Here is an 18,378-nt window from a genome sequence, read left to right as displayed (position 1 = left end):
AATGAACTTTGAAACGGTAATTGGACTTGAAGTCCACGTAGAGCTCAAAACACAATCAAAAATTTTCTCAAGCTCACCGACGCCTTTTGGTGCGGCTGCCAATACGCAAACAAGTGTCATCGATCTTGGTTATCCTGGCGTACTTCCTGTGCTGAACAAAGAAGCGGTGAACTTTGCCATGAAAGCAGCAATGGCACTGAACTGTGAGATTGCAACTGATACAAAATTTGACCGTAAAAACTATTTCTATCCTGATAACCCAAAGGCGTATCAAATTTCTCAATTTGATAAACCGATCGGTGAAAACGGCTGGATTGAAATTGAAGTAGACGGCAAGACAAAACGAATTGGTATTACACGTCTTCATTTGGAAGAGGATGCAGGAAAACTGACGCACACAGGCGACGGTTATTCACTCGTCGATTTCAACCGTCAAGGTACACCACTTGTTGAAATCGTATCTGAGCCTGACATTCGTACGCCAGAAGAAGCGTATGCTTACTTAGAAAAATTAAAATCCATTATTCAATATACAGGCGTCTCTGACTGTAAGATGGAAGAAGGCTCACTGCGCTGTGATGCCAACATTTCTCTTCGTCCAATCGGCCGTGAAGAATTTGGAACGAAAACAGAGCTCAAGAACTTGAACTCATTCGCATTCGTCCAAAAAGGTCTTGAGTTCGAAGAAAAACGCCAAGAGCAAGTATTGCTTTCTGGCGGATTGATCGAACAAGAAACTCGCCGCTATGACGAAGCGTCTAAAAAGACGATCCTCATGCGTGTCAAAGAAGGTTCTGATGATTACCGCTACTTCCCAGAACCAGATTTAGTGGAGCTGTATATTGATGACGAGTGGAAAGAACGCGTAAGAGCATCCATTCCAGAGCTTCCAGACGAGCGCCGCAAACGCTACATTGATGAACTTGGACTTCCTGCATATGACGCAATGGTACTGACGCTGACAAAAGAAATGTCTGATTTCTTTGAAGCGACCATTTCAGAAGGTGCTGAAGCGAAGCAAGCATCAAACTGGCTCATGGGTGAAGTATCTGCCTACTTGAACTCGGCTCAAAAAGAGCTGGAAGATACGAAGCTAACGCCGCAAGGACTGGCTGGTATGATCAAGCTTATCGAAAAAGGAACGATTTCTTCTAAGATTGCCAAAAAGGTATTCAAAGAACTTATCGAAAATGGGGGCGACGCAGAAACAATCGTCAAAGAAAAAGGACTTGTCCAAATTTCTGACGAAGGTGCACTGCTCAAACTTGTCACAGAAGCACTTGATAACAACCCGCAATCCATTGAAGACTTCAAAAATGGAAAAGACCGCGCAATTGGTTTCTTAGTCGGACAAATCATGAAAGCATCGAAGGGCCAAGCAAACCCGCCGATGGTCAACAAGATTCTTCTCGAAGAAATCAAAAAACGATAAATTGCAAAAACCGCCTCATGGAAGAGGCGGTTTTTTTGTTGATGGATATGACAGGGTCTTATCACAGATTCAGACCACCGCCGTATATCAATTCATTGGTTCTTTTTTTATAATGAAGCATAAGCTTTAGCACATATTCGAAGGGGATAAAGGTGAACTAAAGTGAACATCGCCACGTATTGTCATTGGAGGAATAGCTTCAATTGTTCCACAGCTCTTTGGACAGCGGAGTCCTCACACGTTTCTAAATTTGTCAGCATCCCTTGAATGACCGGCTTGCGAGGCTCAGCTTTGGCCAATTCTTCTTCAATAACTTCAATGGATACAAGGGTATCATCCGAAAGCAGATGCTCAGATTTTAACAATCGAAGCTCTTCTTGAAGAGTAGCGGCATTTGGCGCTTCATCATCCCAAATGTTTTGCTTCAGAATCGGCTTCGCATGAGAACGAAGAAGCCCATGAACCAAATCATCAAATCGGTCAAGAATAAAGGATGAGAGCTCATCACATGATAATTGCATCTGATCTTGCAAAAGCAGTACCTGCACATAAGATTGGATGATTCCTTGAATCATGACTGACAGGTCAGTTATATATGGTTCGATCTCCTGTCCATACGTGGTCAAAATAGAAATTTGGATTTCATCATTCATCTGTTTTTTAACCGTTTTGGAATACTTTTTAATTTGCTGGTTTTCCGGAATAATGTTCTCGCTGAGGATCAAAATGATAAAATCCTTGTTCTCAGCAAAGTGCTGGAACTGTTCAGCGATTTGTTTCTGAAAGATATCTCTAGGCGCAAGATGTTGATTTTCTTTTCGAATCTTTTCAATACTTTGCATAGACGTGTCGATATAATATTCAAACGCTCTGTTGAAAAGCTGTTCTTTTGATTTGAAATGCAAATAAAATGCACCTTTAGAAATTCCGCATTCATCTGCAATTTCCTGAATGGTCGTAGAAGAAAAACCTTTTTTCGCAAACAACTGAATGCTTGCTTTAATGATTTTTTCTTTTTTTTCGTTCATGAAATAAGGCCCCTTCAGCTTTAGAATGTTACGTCAAACGCAAGTGAAATGGTTGACGGCATTGTATATCACCGTTTATTATGATATAGAATGACCAGTCAGTCAATACATAAAGGAAAATGGAGGACATAATGAATTCGATCATCAATTTTGTATTAAAGAACAAGTTCGCTGTATGGCTCATGACGATTATCGTAACAGTTGCTGGTCTATATGCCGGATTGAATATGAAACAAGAATCAATCCCGAATATCAACACTCCAGTCATTACGGTTTCTACAACGTATCCTGGCGCAACGCCGGACGAAGTATCAGATAAGGTGACAGATCCAATTGAGAAGTCGATACAAAATCTCAATGGGGTGAATGTGGTCACTTCTAATTCTTTTGAAAATGCCTCATCGATTCAAATCGAGTACGATTACAATAAAGATATGGATGAAGCAAAGAAGGAAATTGAAGATGCCATTAGCAATATCAATTTTCCAGAAAATGCAGAAAAACCAAAAATCGCACGTTTTAGCATCAACGCGATTCCAATCTTAGCTCTTAGTGTTTCTGGTGACAAAGAATCTTTACAAGACCTGACACAAAAAGTGGAAAATGATCTTATTCCTTCTCTTCAAGGCTTAGATGGTGTCTCTTCTGTCGAAGCTTCTGGACAACAAATCAAAGAAGTAGAATTTTCTTTTAAACAAAAGAAATTAAAGGAATATGGTTTAGATGAAGAAACTGTCCAAAACATGATCAAAGGCTCTGATGTCAATGTACCTTTAGGGTTATACACATTTGGCAACAAGCAAAGATCAGTCGTAGTGGATGGCAATATTTTAAGTGTTAAAGATTTGAAAAACATGCGAATTCCTGTTACACCAAGTGCAAGCAGCGGTGCGGGAAGCGCAGGAGCTGGAGCGCCTTCTAGCGGCTCAGGAAATGCAGGAGCTCAAGGTGCTGATCAACAGGCTGGAAGTGCAAGTCAGCAGTCAGCAGCAGCTCAGCAGCAAACTGGTGCAGGTGCAGCAAGCGGTCAATCTGTAGAGCTGCCGACGATCAAACTTTCTGAGATTGCAGATATTAAAGTTGTGAAAGATGCAGAATCGATTTCTAGAACGAACGGAAAAGACAGTATCGGTCTGCAAATTGTCAAAGGCTCTGATGCCAACACAGTGAGTGTAGCAGAAGCAGTCACAAAAGAACTTGAAACATTCAAAAAAGACAATAAAGGAATCAAAGTCAGCACGACATATGATCAAGCAGAGCCGATTAAAGAATCCGTCAGCACAATGCTGAATAAGGCGATCATCGGAGCAATCTTTGCGATCATTATCATCATGTTGTTCCTTCGAGATATCAAATCAACATTAATTTCGGTCATCTCTATTCCGTTATCCCTGTTGATTGCTGTTTTATTATTAAATCAGCTAGATATCACATTAAATATCATGACACTTGGTGCCATGACAGTCGCCATTGGACGTGTTGTCGATGACTCGATTGTCGTCATAGAAAACATCTATCGACGAATGGCGTTAAAAGATGAACCGTTAAAAGGCAAAGCACTCGTTAGAGAAGCAACAAAAGAAATGTTTATTCCGATTATGTCTTCGACGATTGTCACAATTGCGGTATTCTTGCCATTAGCGCTAGTGGGTGGAATGATTGGTGAACTATTCATCCCATTTGCATTAACCATTGTGTTTGCTCTAATGGCTTCACTACTTGTCGCCATTACAATCGTTCCAATGATGGCTCACAGCCTATTTAAAAAGAACCTGTACGGCAAAGCGAAAAAGGTAAAAGAACACAAACCAAGCAAACTTGCTGGTGGTTATAGACGTGTACTCAATTGGACATTGAACCATAAATGGATCACGTCAGGAATTGCGATTCTGATGCTGATCGGAAGCTTATTCCTCGCACCACTTGTCGGTGTCAGCTTCTTACCACAGGAAGCAGAAAAAACGGCAATGGTGACATACACGCCAGAGCCTGGACAAACAAGAGAACAAGCCGTTGCTGAAACGAAAAAGGCAGAAGATTACTTAATGAAACGGGATCATGTCAATACGGTTCAATATTCATTAGGCTCTTCAAATGCGCTGACAGCAAGTGTTGGTGGAAACTCTAACGGTGCATTATTCTTCGTACAATACGACGAGGACACACCGAACTTTGATAAAGAAAAAGATCGTGTGGTTAAAGCCCTTCAAGACAAAACGTCTAAAGGGGAATGGAAATCACAAGACTTCTCATCTGCTGGCGCAAGCAATACAGTGACGTACTATGTGTACGGTGACAAAGCAAGTGATATTGAAGGCACAGTCAAAGATGTCGAGAACATTTTAAAAGATGAGAAGAACTTGAAAAACGTCAGCACAAGTTTATCTGAGAAGTATGACGAATATACGTTTAATGCAGATCAAGAAAAACTGGCGAAACTAGGCTTGACCGCTTCACAAATCGCACAGGCGATCGCTCCTCAAAGTAATGAAACAACGTTGACGAAAGTAACAGAGGACGGCAAAGAACTAGATGTGAAGCTTCAAACGGAAAAAGATGAATACAAGAGTAAAAAAGATCTAGAGAATAAAAAGATCACAACACCAACAGGACAACAAGTCCGAATTGGCGATGTGGTGAAAGTGAAAGATGGCACAACAGCAAACACTGTGACAAAGCGTGATGGGAAGATTTACGCTGAAGTATCTGGTGACATGACAACAGACGACGTATCAAGTGTGACACAAGATGTCCAGAAGAAAGTTGACAAGCTTGATTTGAAATCTGGCGTTACGATTGATACAGGCGGTGTAAGTGCGGATATTGAGGAATCCTTTACACAGCTAGGACTCGCAATGCTTGCAGCGATTGCTATAGTATACCTCGTTCTCGTCATTACATTTGGCGGAGGTCTTGCACCATTTGCGATTCTGTTCTCACTTCCATTTACGATTATTGGTGCACTCGTTGGATTGTTTGTAGCGAAAGAAACCATCAGCTTAAATGCCATGATTGGATTGCTGATGCTGATCGGAATCGTTGTAACAAATGCCATTGTCTTGATTGACCGAGTGATTCATAAAGAAAAAGAAGGACTTTCAACAAGAGAAGCCTTACTTGAAGCAGGTACAACAAGATTACGTCCAATCTTAATGACGGCACTTGCGACAATTGGTGCATTGCTGCCACTCGCATTAGGTTTTGAAGGCGGAAGTCAGATCGTATCAAAAGGACTTGGCGTCACCGTTATTGGCGGTTTAACAAGTTCTACACTTCTCACATTGGTCATCGTGCCAATCGTGTATGAAATCTTAAGCAAGTTTAGACGTAAGAAAAAGTACGCTGAAGAAGAGTAAGAGGAAGCCCCGCTCATGAGCGGGGCTTCAGCGTGTAGACAAACCCTCGCATTCTTTGTCAGTCCTGCGTGCCGGTGCTCACGAATGTCAAATTCGCTCCGCGCCGGTACTCGTCCTTCCTTGACTGCAAAGGTTTTCTATCACGCTGAAAAGAAGACACAGGGCTAAAATCAAGTTCATTTTAGCCCTGTGTCAACAATTTGAGCCCCGCTAATAGGCGGGGCTTTTTTATGATGAAATCTGACAAACCGCTTTTCTCATAAGCTCTTCAAAGGCTTGGAAAAAGGCATCCCGATCAACGTGGTCAATGACATGAATCGTCTTTCCATCTGGATGTTCTTCAGTACGTCCTTGTCTTGGCGATTCGGTATAAACAATTGCATTCATTTCTTTTGAACGGGTAAATGAGGTGGAGGAAAGAGTGATCGTTGTCAGCACATCCCATAAGTAGTAAGTCGAGTTCGTTTCGTGATGAATGAGAGGCGGACAAAAGGCATAACATTGTCCAATAAAGTCAATCCCGATGTGAGAGCGAAGGGAAGCCCATCGTTGACGGACATCGAGTGTGAGCGGGACTTGATTCGTGCTTTCCAGTGCGACCATTTCAATTGGAAAACGCTCTTGAAATACGGTGCTCAAAGCATAAGGGTCCCAAAAAGCATTCCATTCTGCTGTTCCATCATGCTCGGGTTCTTCGACATTGCCTTTTTCAAGGAATGTGCCGCCCATCCATACCAGTTTCTCAATTTTATTTGAGATGGAAGGATCTTCTTCTAAGGCGCGTGCAAGGTCTGTGAGCGGTCCTGTAAAGAGCAGCGTAACAGGTTCGGTTGACTTTTTCACCGTTTCAATCAGGTGAAGATGTGCAGGAAGCTTAGATACTTTTGTATCAATAGCGCCTTTTTCATTTAAAATCGGCAAAGCATCTACATAAAAAGCATGCATACGCCATTCCTTTGGAAATGGATTCACACCTCTAGAATTGGAAGCGGCTACTTCAATCTCATATGGGCTAAAACGATCAATAATTTTCTGAGAGGCGCTCAGCGCAGGCTCTAAATAACAATCAGCAGGAATCACAGACATCCCGATCACTTTCAGGTGTTCCATTTGAAGAAGTAGAAATAAGGACACGAGATCATCAACACCGCCGTCATGGTTGAAATAGACAGGCTTTTTCATGGCATACCATCCTTTTTATCGTTTTCTTTTATCTTATCAGAATGCTGATCTGCTGAGGGAAACGTACCGTGAGATTTCAAATATTAGGGGGTTGTTCTGTTGCCATTTTCAAATCTCATAGTATAATTAAAGGTTGTTAGTGGTGAAAATAGATTGCATAATGATAATAGGATGATGATGAATGAAACGTGCTCGAATTATATACAATCCGACATCTGGACGTGAACTCTTTAAGAAGAATTTACCGCAGGTTTTGCAAAAATTTGAACAGGCTGGCTATGAAACATCTTGTCATGCGACGACATGTGCAGGAGATGCAACACAAGCAGCCGAAAAAGCCGCACAGAGAGATTTTGATTTAATTGTAGCAGCTGGTGGAGACGGCACGATTAATGAAGTCGTCAATGGATTAGCACCGCTTGAAAAAAGACCAAAATTAGGAATCATTCCAGTTGGAACGACCAATGACTTCGCAAGAGCACTTGGCATTCCAAGAGAAGATATTTTAAAAGCGACAGATGCCATCATTGATGGTGTAGCAAAGCCGCTTGATATTGGTAAAGTGAATGGACAGTATTTCATTAATATTGCGGGAGGCGGCCGATTAACAGAGCTGACCTATGAAGTGCCTAGTAAGCTGAAAACCATGCTAGGACAACTTGCGTATTATTTGAAAGGCATGGAGATGCTTCCTTCCATTCGCCCGACAGAAGTCGAAATTGAATATGACGGCAAATTGTTTCATGGAGAAATCATGCTGTTTCTTGTTTCACTAACAAACTCAGTAGGCGGCTTTGAAAAGCTCGCACCAGATTCCATTCTAGATGATGGGATGTTTGACCTGATCATTCTAAAGAAGGTCAATCTAGCAGAAGCCATTCGAGTGGTCAGCCTTGCACTCAGAGGCGAGCATATTCATGATAACAATGTCATCTACGCAAAAGCGAATCGCGTAAAGGTAGATGTAAAAGATAAAATGCAATTGAATTTAGATGGTGAATACGGCGGCATGCTGCCAGGTGAATTTGAAAATCTGTATCGCCATATTGAATTTATTGTGCCAAAAGCAACAGCTGAAAAAATAGGGTGAAGACTAAACTTGGTTCCTTATGGCGACCAAGTTTTTCTTTGCAAATGAGGTGATAAAATTGGTGAAAATGAAACCGCCTGTTGAAAAGAATGAATACTACAATGTAACCTTCGAAGATTTAACGCACGAAGGTGCAGGTGTAGCGAAAATTGAGGGTTTCCCTGTGTTTGTACCGAATGCCCTTCCTGAGGAACAAGGGAAAATCAAAGTCACACGTGTCAAAAAAGGATTTGCTTTTGGACGACTCATGGAGCTGACAAAGGAAAGTCAGCACAGGCAAGATGCGCCATGTCCTATCTATAAGCAGTGCGGAGGCTGTCAAATTCAGCACATGAGCTATGAAGGTCAGCTGCTTTTTAAACAGAAACAAGTAAAGGACGTATTGGAGCGGATCGGCAAGCTTGATATGAGCCGTGTAAAAGTTCATCCTGTACTCGGCATGGAAGACCCTTGGAACTACCGAAACAAAGCACAAGTACCAGTTGGCGAACGGGAAGGCGGACTTGTTGCTGGATTTTATCAGCAGCGTACCCATGAAATCATTGATATGGAAAAATGCTTGATCCAGCAATCAGAAAATGACGAAGTGGTACAGGCAGTAAAAGACATCTGCAATGCGTTTGGCATCAAAGCATATAACGAAGAGCGGCATAAAGGCTGGCTGCGTCATGTCATGGTTCGCTACGGCATGGCAACAGGTGAAATGATGGTTGTGTTTGTCACAAGAACGGCTGATTTTCCGCAAAAGCAGCAAGTGATTGAGCAGATTATAGCACGCTTCCCACACGTTCGGTCAATTGTGCAAAACGTGAATTCAAAGAAGACAAATGTCATTTTTGGAGACGAAACGACCGTTTTATGGGGAGAAGAATACATTTATGACACGATTGGCGACATCAAATTTGCTATTTCAGCCCGCTCATTTTATCAAGTGAACCCAGCCCAAACAAAGGTGCTTTACGACAAAGCGCTTGAATATGCCGAGCTGCAAGGAGAAGAAACCGTGATCGATGCGTATTGCGGAATCGGTACAATTTCCTTATTTCTCGCACAAAAAGCAGGCAGAGTATATGGCGTGGAAATTGTGCCAGAAGCAATTGAAGACGCAAAACGCAACGCTGCCTTAAACGAAATCAACAACGTCGAATTCGCAGTCGGCGAAGCAGAAACCGTTATCCCAAACTGGTACAAAGAAGGCATCAAAGCAGATACGCTAGTCGTCGATCCGCCAAGAAAAGGCTGTGATGAAGCACTGCTTGATACGATTTTAAAGATGAAACCAAACCGTGTTGTGTATGTGTCCTGTAATCCTGGGACGCTAGCTCGTGATTTGCGTATTCTTGAAGATGGTGGGTATGTGACGGAGGAAGTGCAGCCGGTGGATATGTTTCCGCATACGAGTCATGTGGAGTTGGTAGCGTTAATATCTAGGATCGAAGAGTAAGGAAAGTTGAAGTGTTGATAGAATAAGGTTTATCAGTGATTTGGGAGAAATTATTCACATCAAATTACGAAGTAAATCCATTTATAACAATTTCTCCCCAACGCTAAAATGTAGACTTGAATTGACAGAATATAGAATGGTATAAAAAGAGATGAATCTAGACTAACCAACATTGCTTTAAAGGGATTTAATGTTGGTTAGTCTAAAAATTTATACTGATACATTATATAAACAAAAAAGTGATTTATATAAATAAGAAATTGCATTTTATTCCACCAAAACCCGTTAAAATGTGAAAAACGGTTGGGAATTTATAGTCTAGTCAGTTCAAATAGTACACAGCTTAACTGTCCTTGACTCAATTAACAGCAGCTACACCACCGCACTAGTTACTTGTAAATGTAGAGATATTGCTTCAGGCAAGGCAGGAACTCAAGCTGAAAATTTATGATTAAGTATTATTGGTATAAAGAAGAGTTGGGGAAATAGGAATAAAAACACCTGCCCACTGAAAAGAGAAACGTATTCAAAGAAAATTGATTAGTAGTTCAAAAACAAAGAGATAATAAAGCTTGGAGGTATTATAATGTCAGAAACAATGATAACAGCTCTAATTAGTGCAGGAGCAACTTTGACTGTGACTATAGTTACGATGATTGTAAATGTTTATATAGAAGTGATTAGAAGAAAATTTGAAACACATCAAAAAGCACTTCAATCCAAAAAGGAGAACTTAAGTGATGTTTATAAAACATTAATTTCTATTATTAATCGTTATCCAAGTTCATCACCGAATGATATTCTGAAACATGTTGAGTATTCCCCTAATTTTTCAATGGAAGGCTATGATACTATTCTGAAAAGTCTGGATTATCAAATCGAAGATTATAAAAATCAAATAAATACTGTAAATATAGATTATGTACGAAAAAATGATATTGAAATTCAAATATCAAATCTAGAATATGCAAAAAATAAGATATTAGAGAATAAAGAAGAATATTTTGTTGCTAGAGATAAGTATAAGCTTTTTTGTGAAGGTGATAAAGTAGCGTTTGATCTTTATGCAGGACAAGAGGTACGGAATCTTCTTGTAGAATTCGATGTGGTTATCCATAATGTGTTTATATCCGGGCAATATGCAGGAGAAGATAGTGATCCGATAAATAATATTATTCATATTTGCCGTAGAAATCTAATTGATAGTATGAGAAGCGATCTTGGAATATAAAATTAATACTCAATTAATAATAATCTAATTAAAAATATATATGTGATAGAAATGGTAATTTTACTAATTGTAATTTCTACATTTAGATGATTTTTGGTGTAAATTTGGAATTTATGGTATCGATGTTTAGAATTAAATGAGACATCGATATATAGTTCTCAACGATTTAAGATGTCCAAGCTGGGAATTCTCATTTTTGTTTAAGTAGAAATGAAGCGTGATTTTGCAAGAAAACAGAGTTAATAGAACGAATTTAATTATTTTTAACGAGCTCATGTCAAATATGCATGAGTTTTGTTTGTATAAATTGACTGGAAAATACTGTGGTTATAAAATGAAATAAAGGGTGTTAGGGAGGGTAGTATATGTTATCGATTTTTGTATGAAAAACTCTACTATATAAGAAGATCGAAAACAGTAAAATAATAGCCATGTATTAGAAAAAATTAAAAAAAATGTAAGTTGATAATCTAGCCACTACCAACTCAATTATATTTTCATTGCTAGAAATTATAGATGAGGAAGAAAAATATTCTAAAGGAAAATTAGAAGATACAAACAGGAAGAAGAAAGATAGCTTTATAAAAGAAACGACACAATGAATATGGAAAAACTCAGAAGGCAATAAATAATTCAATGAACAATTTTATCGAAATTAATCAAGGAATATGTTATCTATAATGAAGCTGAAGAATATAAATGGGCGATGAAAAAGGCTTATTGGATATTTGATTCTTAAAAATTTCCTAATGATTATTAATAGATTACGAAAAGGAAAAACTATTTAAAAAACACCTATACTTTCGGTCGTAAAAACCATTTATACTTAAATGAGGAAAATGCGAACACATATAATCTGTGTGAGGAGTAATCAAATTGAAAATTGATAGAGCAATAAGAGTTATTGATAAAAAAATTTGTAGAAATATTGACCACTTTAAATCAATTGATAGAGGTTTTTTATCACAAAATATTTTGTCTGATATGCGCGACCTGGTTGAACATACTTCGTTAAAAGCATTTAGCAATGGTGGAGACATTGATATAACGTATGAAAATATCAAAAAAGCAAATGAATATGTAAAAACAATTAGCTACTTGAACTTTCTGCATAAATTCCATAAATTTCTTCAAATATCAACTTCACATTATACGCTAGATGAAGGAAATTCTGAACGTTTGATGCTTAAATATTATATATATATGATAAAAATAAAAGAACTACTAAGGGATAGGTATAGTATAGAAATTCTATCGAATATAGAAGAATTTCCATTAAAACTTGATCCACATTTAAATGAATACTACGAAAAAATAGCTGAAAAAATTAACAATCCTGTAATGAGTAATTATAGTGATGAATACAATGATAGGTATTATATAAGGAAAATTAAGCCGTTTTTTGTAAATCAAAAAATTTATTATGAAGTAACATTTACAACGGCAAATGATTATGGAAGTAAATTTGATAGAATTATAGCCTTTACTGATATTGATATAATGTCTAATTATGCAGTAAAGTTTCGTATTAGAAATGCGGTTATAGATGTCTTAGGGAAGAAAATGCCTATTAGAATTATAGAAAACTATGAGATATCTATCCGCCCATGTGAATTGAATAATTTTGCTCGTATTTTTGGTTTAGATTCTAAAATTTCAACGGGGTATGTTGAATATAAAGAATTAATGTCATTTATATTCAATGAAAGAATGAACCTTAGTGAATTTGTTAGTATGCCCAACAATTATTATAAGCAAGTAAAAGAAAAGGTGAATTCTAAATCAAATAGCTCGCAAATTTTTAATTTTCTGGATAAATGTAGAGAGTTAATAATCAAAGATTTACCTGGGGCAAATATACTGAAATATTTACTCTATAAATTGAACAACAAAATAATAAAAAAACAAATTAATTATAAAACATGTCACCTCTTATCGCATCTCTATTTAGATTATCGTTGTATCCCGTTTGAACAAATGCCATTCAATACTTCTTTAATAAATCATAATCCTAGATTAATTGATTTATTTGCTTGTATCGATATTGATGATAGGCAACATGAGTTATTTGCTAGAATGATAAAAAATAATACTGAGATAGATGGACAATTATTTTTAAGCAAAAATGATATAACTACCTTTGTTGATGTTGATGAATTGATTTTAAAATATAATAGTCAATTATACTATAAGCATGAAAACCGAAGAATAGAAGAATTTAAAGGACATCTCTATATAAAAGAGTATGAGGAAAATTCCGTTAAAATTATTAGGGGTTTAAATGAACTGAATAAAGAAGGTGTTGGTGGTTACAAATTATCTGTTGATTATTGGTTGCAAAATACCTCTCATATAATTGATTGTGAGGAAAAAAGAGAGGCTTTAAGAAATATATTTGATAAATCAAGCGTAGCTTTAATATATGGTGCGGCTGGCACTGGTAAAACTACTTTAATCAATCATATTTCTAACTTCTTTAATGATAAAAAGAAAATATATTTAGCAAACACTAATCCAGCAGTTGATAATTTAAAACAAAAAGTGCATGCTTCAAATTGTACACATTATACAATCTCTAAATTTTTAACATATTCACATAATGATACAGATTGTGATGTGCTGTTTATTGATGAGTGTAGTACAGTTAGCAATGCTAATATGTATGAAGTTATTAGGAAGTCCACATTTAAATTACTTGTATTAGTAGGTGATGTATTCCAAATAGAGTCTATAACTTTTGGAAATTGGTTTAATATTGTACGTTCATTTGTACCTAAAACCTCAATTTTTGAATTAGAAAAGCCATATCGAAGTAAAAATGATAACCTCTTAACAGTATGGAATAAAATAAGGGAACTTGATGATGATATATTGGAACATTTAGCTAGAAATAATTATTCATCAGATTTAGATGAATCGATTTTTGAACGATCAACAGACGATGAAATCGTTCTTTGTTTAAATTATGATGGTCTTTACGGAATAAATAATATTAACAAGTTTTTACAAGGGAGTAATCCAAATCCAGAGGTTGTTTGGGGAGTGCAAACATATAAAATAGGTGACCCGATTCTATTTAATGAGTCCAATAGATTTCATCCTCTAATTTATAATAATTCAAAGGGAATGATATCAGATATTAAAGTACTAGAAAGGCAAATTCAGTTCGATATATTGTTAGACAGACCATTAAATGAATTCCAAGCTTATGGATACGACTTTGAATTAATAAATGAATCTGAAGGTACAAATTCTATCATAAGGTTTACCGTAAATAAATATAAAAATACCGATGAAGATTATGATCTAAGTACCGATGATATTGTTCCATTCCAAGTAGCATATGCGATATCGATTCATAAAGCTCAAGGATTAGAGTACAATTCGGTGAAAGTCGTAATTACTGATGAAGTTGATGAGCAAATTTCACATAACATACTTTACACAGCTATAACACGTGCAAGGGAAAGTTTGAAAATATATTGGACACCTGAAACTGAAAAAACAATACTGTCTAATTTTAGTAAGAAAACAGTGAGTAAAGATGTCTCATTAATCTCAGGAAAGAATCAATTAAAAAAACAAAAGGTTAGGTAACATATTATGTGGAAGTGCGCTTAGCAGGGATTACTTTTTAGCTGGCTTAGAAGTTGCTGTTTTGGTTGGTGCTGCTTTTGTTGGTTTAACAGTCTGCTTTTTACTTATGTAAGCAATAGCAATACCTAGCCCTAGTGGCGGTTTACTACTATCCAGACAAAACGCAAAAAGTAACGGCATGGTTGTCTATTACGGACCAAAACAGCGGCTGCGGTCAAACGATTCCAGCTCAGGCAGGTCGTGCTGCTGAAGGATCTATGGTCCAAAGGCTAAAGCAGCTTTAGAAAAAGCCATGAAATAAGTAAAACCCCTGTCCCTAATGGATAGGGGTTTTTTTGGTATCAAACTATATTAAAAACTTACAAAGAAACCAGGTAATACAGGGAATCTATCTTCAAAGGAATCTTCTGCACTTCCAGTTAAATATACTTTCCCGCCTTTATTTTTATTGACATGAACAACATATGAAAAATCAACCCCTGGAATGCCAAAGCCTCTAAAAGGAACGTCTCTTTTAAAACCACTCTTATATCTTAATTTTAACTTACCAATGAAAAACCCATGGGCCTTTTGTTTCTGGTTTGAACTCCAATAAATATGCCCACGATCACCAGTTATACTAAATGAAAACACCTCACCCGGTCCCCATTGTGTTGTGTATCGGTATAAACTTCCATTTCTTTCTTTTGTAAAGCAAGTTTACTTATTGAATAAGCAATGTCTTTATAATAGAATCATATCTTCCATCATAAACGACTTCTGACTCACTTGCTGAAATGGAACTTGAAAAAACGGTTAAAGCCTAGAACAGAAACCAAAGCAGAACTGATTATTTTTTCAAACACTATTTACATTTCCTTATAAATTATTTTTGAGTTATAATTCACAGAAAACTTAGGAGATAATAAACAAAGATGATTAAACAAGCGAATAAATTCAAGACTTTCATACTTCCGGGGGGAAAATAATTTTCCGAGTTGATTATAAAAATGTTGATATTGCTTTGAAAATAGCAAGTTTACTAGGAGAAAACACATCAAATTATAGTATCCAATTGTTTTGTTTCCCCGACACTACTGATATAGATTTCATTCAATTTACAATTTCAGAAATTCATTAGCTAAGTTACTGAATTTTGGAGGAAATGCTTGAAAAGTGGTCATAGGGCTATCCATGTACCAGTTATTTTTATTTTATTTGTTCACAAATTTACATATAAAATGAATTTAGAATAAACCTAATCACCTTTAAATTCCCTTGCTTTAGTAAATTAATCAACTTTTTGTAACTTTCATACGTAGACATAAATTGCGGTTTCTTTTCGGTGTCGAAAGATTCTTAAAATGATAATATATGTCATTATAGGGGATAGCAAGGAAGGGGTAGGGTCTTATGGAGAAAGTGCTTTCTTCTCATGTCGGTTTGAAAATCAATGAATGGTATTACCATATTCAAAGATTTAACGTACCGGACGCCGAAGCATATAAAGAAGAAATAAAATCTTTGCTCGATGATATGGAAGAAAATCAAGATTTATTATTGTATTTCTCTCTCATGGAGTTCCGACATAAATTAATGTTGGATTATTTGAATCCATTGAAAAATGGAAAAGAGCGTGCCAACTTTAGAGAATTAGCAATGAAGATCAAAAGGGACCAAGAGAAATTAACAGGCTTACTTGATTATTATTTTAATTTTTTCTACGGTATGTATGAATTTGAAAACTATGAATACCTCAACGCCATTACCTTCTATAAACGAGCAGAAAAAAAGCTGTCTCTTGTAAGTGATGATATTGAACGGGCCGAGTTCAATTACAAGATGGCTGAAATCTATTACCACATGAAACAAAACCACATGTCCATGCACCATATAGCCCAAGCAATAGAATGTTATCGAGAAAAAGAAACTTATACTGTCAGACAGATACAGTGTTCCTTTGTCATTGGATTAAATTATATTGATATGGGTTGCCCCGAAAAAGCAAAGCCTCATTTTGAACATGCACTAGAAAAAGCAACGGAAAGCGACACCAAAAGATTAGTAGGATCAGCGCTGTATAATTTGGCTTTAAGTTATTTCCACAATGATGAAATTGTTGCTTCAATAAAATATTTAAATGATTCAATCAATGCTTTTAAAGAGCGAGGATATGAGCATTTTAACAGAATACTCGATCCTTTAAGTGTGCTTGTACGGTCGTATTTTCATGAAAAGGAAAACGATTTAGGGTTATATGCTCTTAACCAGGGCATAGAATTGGCTGAAAAATTAAATGATGACGTGATGCTTAAAGTGTTCACATTTTATAAGGCGCTTTATGTCAAAGATGATTATGATAATGTCTTGAGTGATACCGAATATTTAACCGAAAGAGGAATGTATGCAATTCTTGAAGAATTATCGAAAGATGCAGCAAGGAGATATAAAACAGTAGGAGATAAGGACAAGGCGTCGAACTTCTATGAGAAGGTTCTTTACTTCCAACAATTAATTAAAAGGAGCGATTGCCTTTATGAAATTTAAGTCAGTAGTAGCAGCCCTCATCATTATTGGCACTTTGAGCACGCTGGGTTATTTCGCCTTTTCACAAAACCACGAAGAAGCTATCAGAGGACACACATCAAGTATCGGTTTCGATAAATTCCATTAAAAAAGCCCTTTTAGGGGCTTTTTTTGTTTAAGAGTTATTCTTCTTTATAAGGAAGGTTTATTTTTTGTTAGCCGAATGCTTTATCCGCATCAGAACGTCGTTTGACACGATTCCCGATAGATAGTACCCTATTGAACGGCGTTTACGTCTCCTCAAATTTTTGATATTTTATAAAGTGCTGATAGCATTTTGTTAATGTTCACTTTATGCTCCTTTTGCGTTAAATCCTTATTAAAGTATATAATAATATTTTATAGAAGGACATGCCCTATAAGGCGCTATGTCATGAGAGGAATTGGATGAAAGATGAGTAAAAATTTCTGGCGTGATTTACCACGGCCATTTTTTATATTAGCACCAATGGAAGAAGTGACAGATGTTGTGTTTCGTCATGTTGTGAGTGAGGCGGCGAGACCGGATGTGTTCTTTACAGAGTTTACGAACAGTGAGAGCTACTGCCACCCTGATGGCATTCAAAGTGTGAAAGGTCGCTTAACGTTTACAGAGGATGAGCAGCCGATTGTTGCTCATATTTGGGGAGATAAGCCTGAGAACTTCAGACAAATGAGTATTGGAATGGCGGAGTTAGGATTTCAGGGGCTCGATATTAATATGGGCTGTCCTGTCCCAAATGTCACGCAAAACGGGAAGGGCAGTGGATTGATTCTTCGCCCAGACGTTGCGGCAGAGCTTATTCAAGCAGCAAAAGCAGGGGGATTACCTGTTAGTGTGAAAACAAGACTAGGGTTTACAGAGGTCGATGAATGGCGTGGTTGGCTCAGACACATTTTGGAGCAAGACATTGTGAATTTATCGATTCACCTTCGCACAAGAAAGGAAATGAGCCAGGTGGATGCGCATTGGGAGCTCATTCCTGAGATTAAGAAATTGCGTGATGAAGTAGCACCTGATACGCTTTTGACGATCAATGGTGATATTCCTGACCGTCAAACTGGCTTAAAGCTAGCTGAGCAATATGGAATAGACGGAGTGATGATTGGACGTGGGATTTTCCATAACCCATTTGCTTTTGAAAAAGAGCCGAAAGAGCATACGAGTGACGAACTGTTAGGTCTTTTAAGATTACACCTTGATCTTCATGATCAATATTCTTCATTAGGTTTGCGTCCATTCAAGGCACTGCATCGTTTCTTTAAGATTTATGTAAAAGGATTCAGAGGAGCGAGCTTCCTAAGAAACCAATTAATGAACACATCATCAACAGATGAAGTGCGTGCAATGCTAGATGAATTTGAAGCGAGAAATCAAGAACAATCATAATCAACAAGAGGAGGGAGAACCCTTCTCTTTTTTTATGATAGGACTATTAAACTAGTTCTCTCAAATGGTAAAATGAGATAGAAA

General features: G+C 37.2%; 13 protein-coding genes. 10 read left to right on the top strand and 3 right to left on the bottom strand.

What is annotated here, in order from left to right; genetic code table 11:
* Position 1 precedes the first annotated feature (1 nt).
* Entirely contained in the window at positions 2–1,432 is a 1,431-nt protein-coding gene (gene gatB, locus M2369_RS15725) for an Asp-tRNA(Asn)/Glu-tRNA(Gln) amidotransferase subunit GatB (RefSeq protein WP_007496855.1), read from the top strand.
* A gap of 182 nt (positions 1,433–1,614) precedes the next feature.
* Here the strand turns inward: gatB and M2369_RS15720 are convergent, their stop codons facing one another.
* Positions 1,615–2,460, bottom strand: a complete 846-nt coding sequence (locus M2369_RS15720; protein WP_039168537.1) for a TetR/AcrR family transcriptional regulator — start codon at positions 2,458–2,460, stop codon at positions 1,615–1,617.
* 131 nt (positions 2,461–2,591) lie between these two features.
* On the opposite strand from M2369_RS15720, the gene M2369_RS15715 reads away from it, so the two are divergent.
* A complete protein-coding gene (locus tag M2369_RS15715) occupies positions 2,592–5,816 on the top strand; it encodes an efflux RND transporter permease subunit (RefSeq protein ID WP_259254897.1) in 3,225 nt (1,074 codons plus the stop codon).
* Between the two features lie 228 nt (positions 5,817–6,044).
* Here the strand turns inward: M2369_RS15715 and M2369_RS15710 are convergent, their stop codons facing one another.
* Complete coding sequence (locus M2369_RS15710; RefSeq protein ID WP_259254896.1) at positions 6,045–6,998, bottom strand: nucleoside hydrolase; 954 nt, start codon at positions 6,996–6,998, stop codon at positions 6,045–6,047.
* Between the two features lie 181 nt (positions 6,999–7,179).
* Between M2369_RS15710 and M2369_RS15705 the strand changes: the two genes are divergently transcribed.
* The 5 genes from M2369_RS15705 (at position 7,180) to M2369_RS15685 (ending at position 14,644) form a co-directional block, all read left to right on the top strand.
* Entirely contained in the window at positions 7,180–8,088 is a 909-nt protein-coding gene (locus M2369_RS15705) for a diacylglycerol kinase (protein WP_007496845.1), read from the top strand.
* 61 nt (positions 8,089–8,149) lie between these two features.
* Complete coding sequence (gene rlmD / locus M2369_RS15700) at positions 8,150–9,532, top strand: 23S rRNA (uracil(1939)-C(5))-methyltransferase RlmD (RefSeq protein WP_259254895.1); 1,383 nt, start codon at positions 8,150–8,152, stop codon at positions 9,530–9,532.
* 586 nt (positions 9,533–10,118) lie between these two features.
* Positions 10,119–10,763 (top strand): hypothetical protein, encoded by a 645-nt coding sequence (locus tag M2369_RS15695; RefSeq protein WP_259254894.1) that lies wholly within the window; start codon positions 10,119–10,121, stop codon positions 10,761–10,763.
* 876 nt (positions 10,764–11,639) lie between these two features.
* Positions 11,640–14,360 (top strand): ATP-dependent DNA helicase, encoded by a 2,721-nt coding sequence (locus tag M2369_RS15690; RefSeq protein WP_142154303.1) that lies wholly within the window; start codon positions 11,640–11,642, stop codon positions 14,358–14,360.
* Between the two features lie 134 nt (positions 14,361–14,494).
* Entirely contained in the window at positions 14,495–14,644 is a 150-nt protein-coding gene (locus tag M2369_RS15685) for a hypothetical protein (protein ID WP_160141238.1), read from the top strand.
* A gap of 67 nt (positions 14,645–14,711) precedes the next feature.
* Here M2369_RS15685 and M2369_RS15680 read toward each other — a convergent pair whose 3' ends face one another.
* On the bottom strand, positions 14,712–14,993 hold the full coding sequence (locus M2369_RS15680; protein ID WP_142154306.1) for a hypothetical protein: 282 nt from the start codon (positions 14,991–14,993) through the stop codon (positions 14,712–14,714).
* A gap of 759 nt (positions 14,994–15,752) precedes the next feature.
* On the opposite strand from M2369_RS15680, the gene M2369_RS15675 reads away from it, so the two are divergent.
* The 3 genes from M2369_RS15675 to M2369_RS15665 all read left to right on the top strand — a co-directional run bounded on the left by M2369_RS15675 (position 15,753) and on the right by M2369_RS15665 (position 18,294).
* On the top strand, positions 15,753–16,886 hold the full coding sequence (locus M2369_RS15675; RefSeq protein WP_142154308.1) for a response regulator aspartate phosphatase: 1,134 nt from the start codon (positions 15,753–15,755) through the stop codon (positions 16,884–16,886).
* The gene (locus tag M2369_RS15670) at positions 16,876–17,013 is read left to right on the top strand and encodes a hypothetical protein (protein ID WP_160141239.1); all 138 of its coding nucleotides are present in this window, start codon (positions 16,876–16,878) and stop codon (positions 17,011–17,013) included. Before M2369_RS15675 ends, M2369_RS15670 begins: the two co-directional genes overlap by 11 nt.
* Positions 17,014–17,319: 306 nt before the next feature.
* Positions 17,320–18,294, top strand: a complete 975-nt coding sequence (locus M2369_RS15665) for a tRNA dihydrouridine synthase (protein ID WP_035391414.1) — start codon at positions 17,320–17,322, stop codon at positions 18,292–18,294.
* Positions 18,295–18,378: the final 84 nt, after the last annotated feature.

The organism is Bacillus sp. JUb11 (assembly GCF_024807925.1).
Classification (GTDB): Bacteria; Bacillota; Bacilli; order Bacillales; family Bacillaceae; genus Bacillus; species Bacillus altitudinis.
Note: the sequence above shows the minus strand (reverse complement) of the source record. Positions and strands in the feature narration are given on the sequence as shown.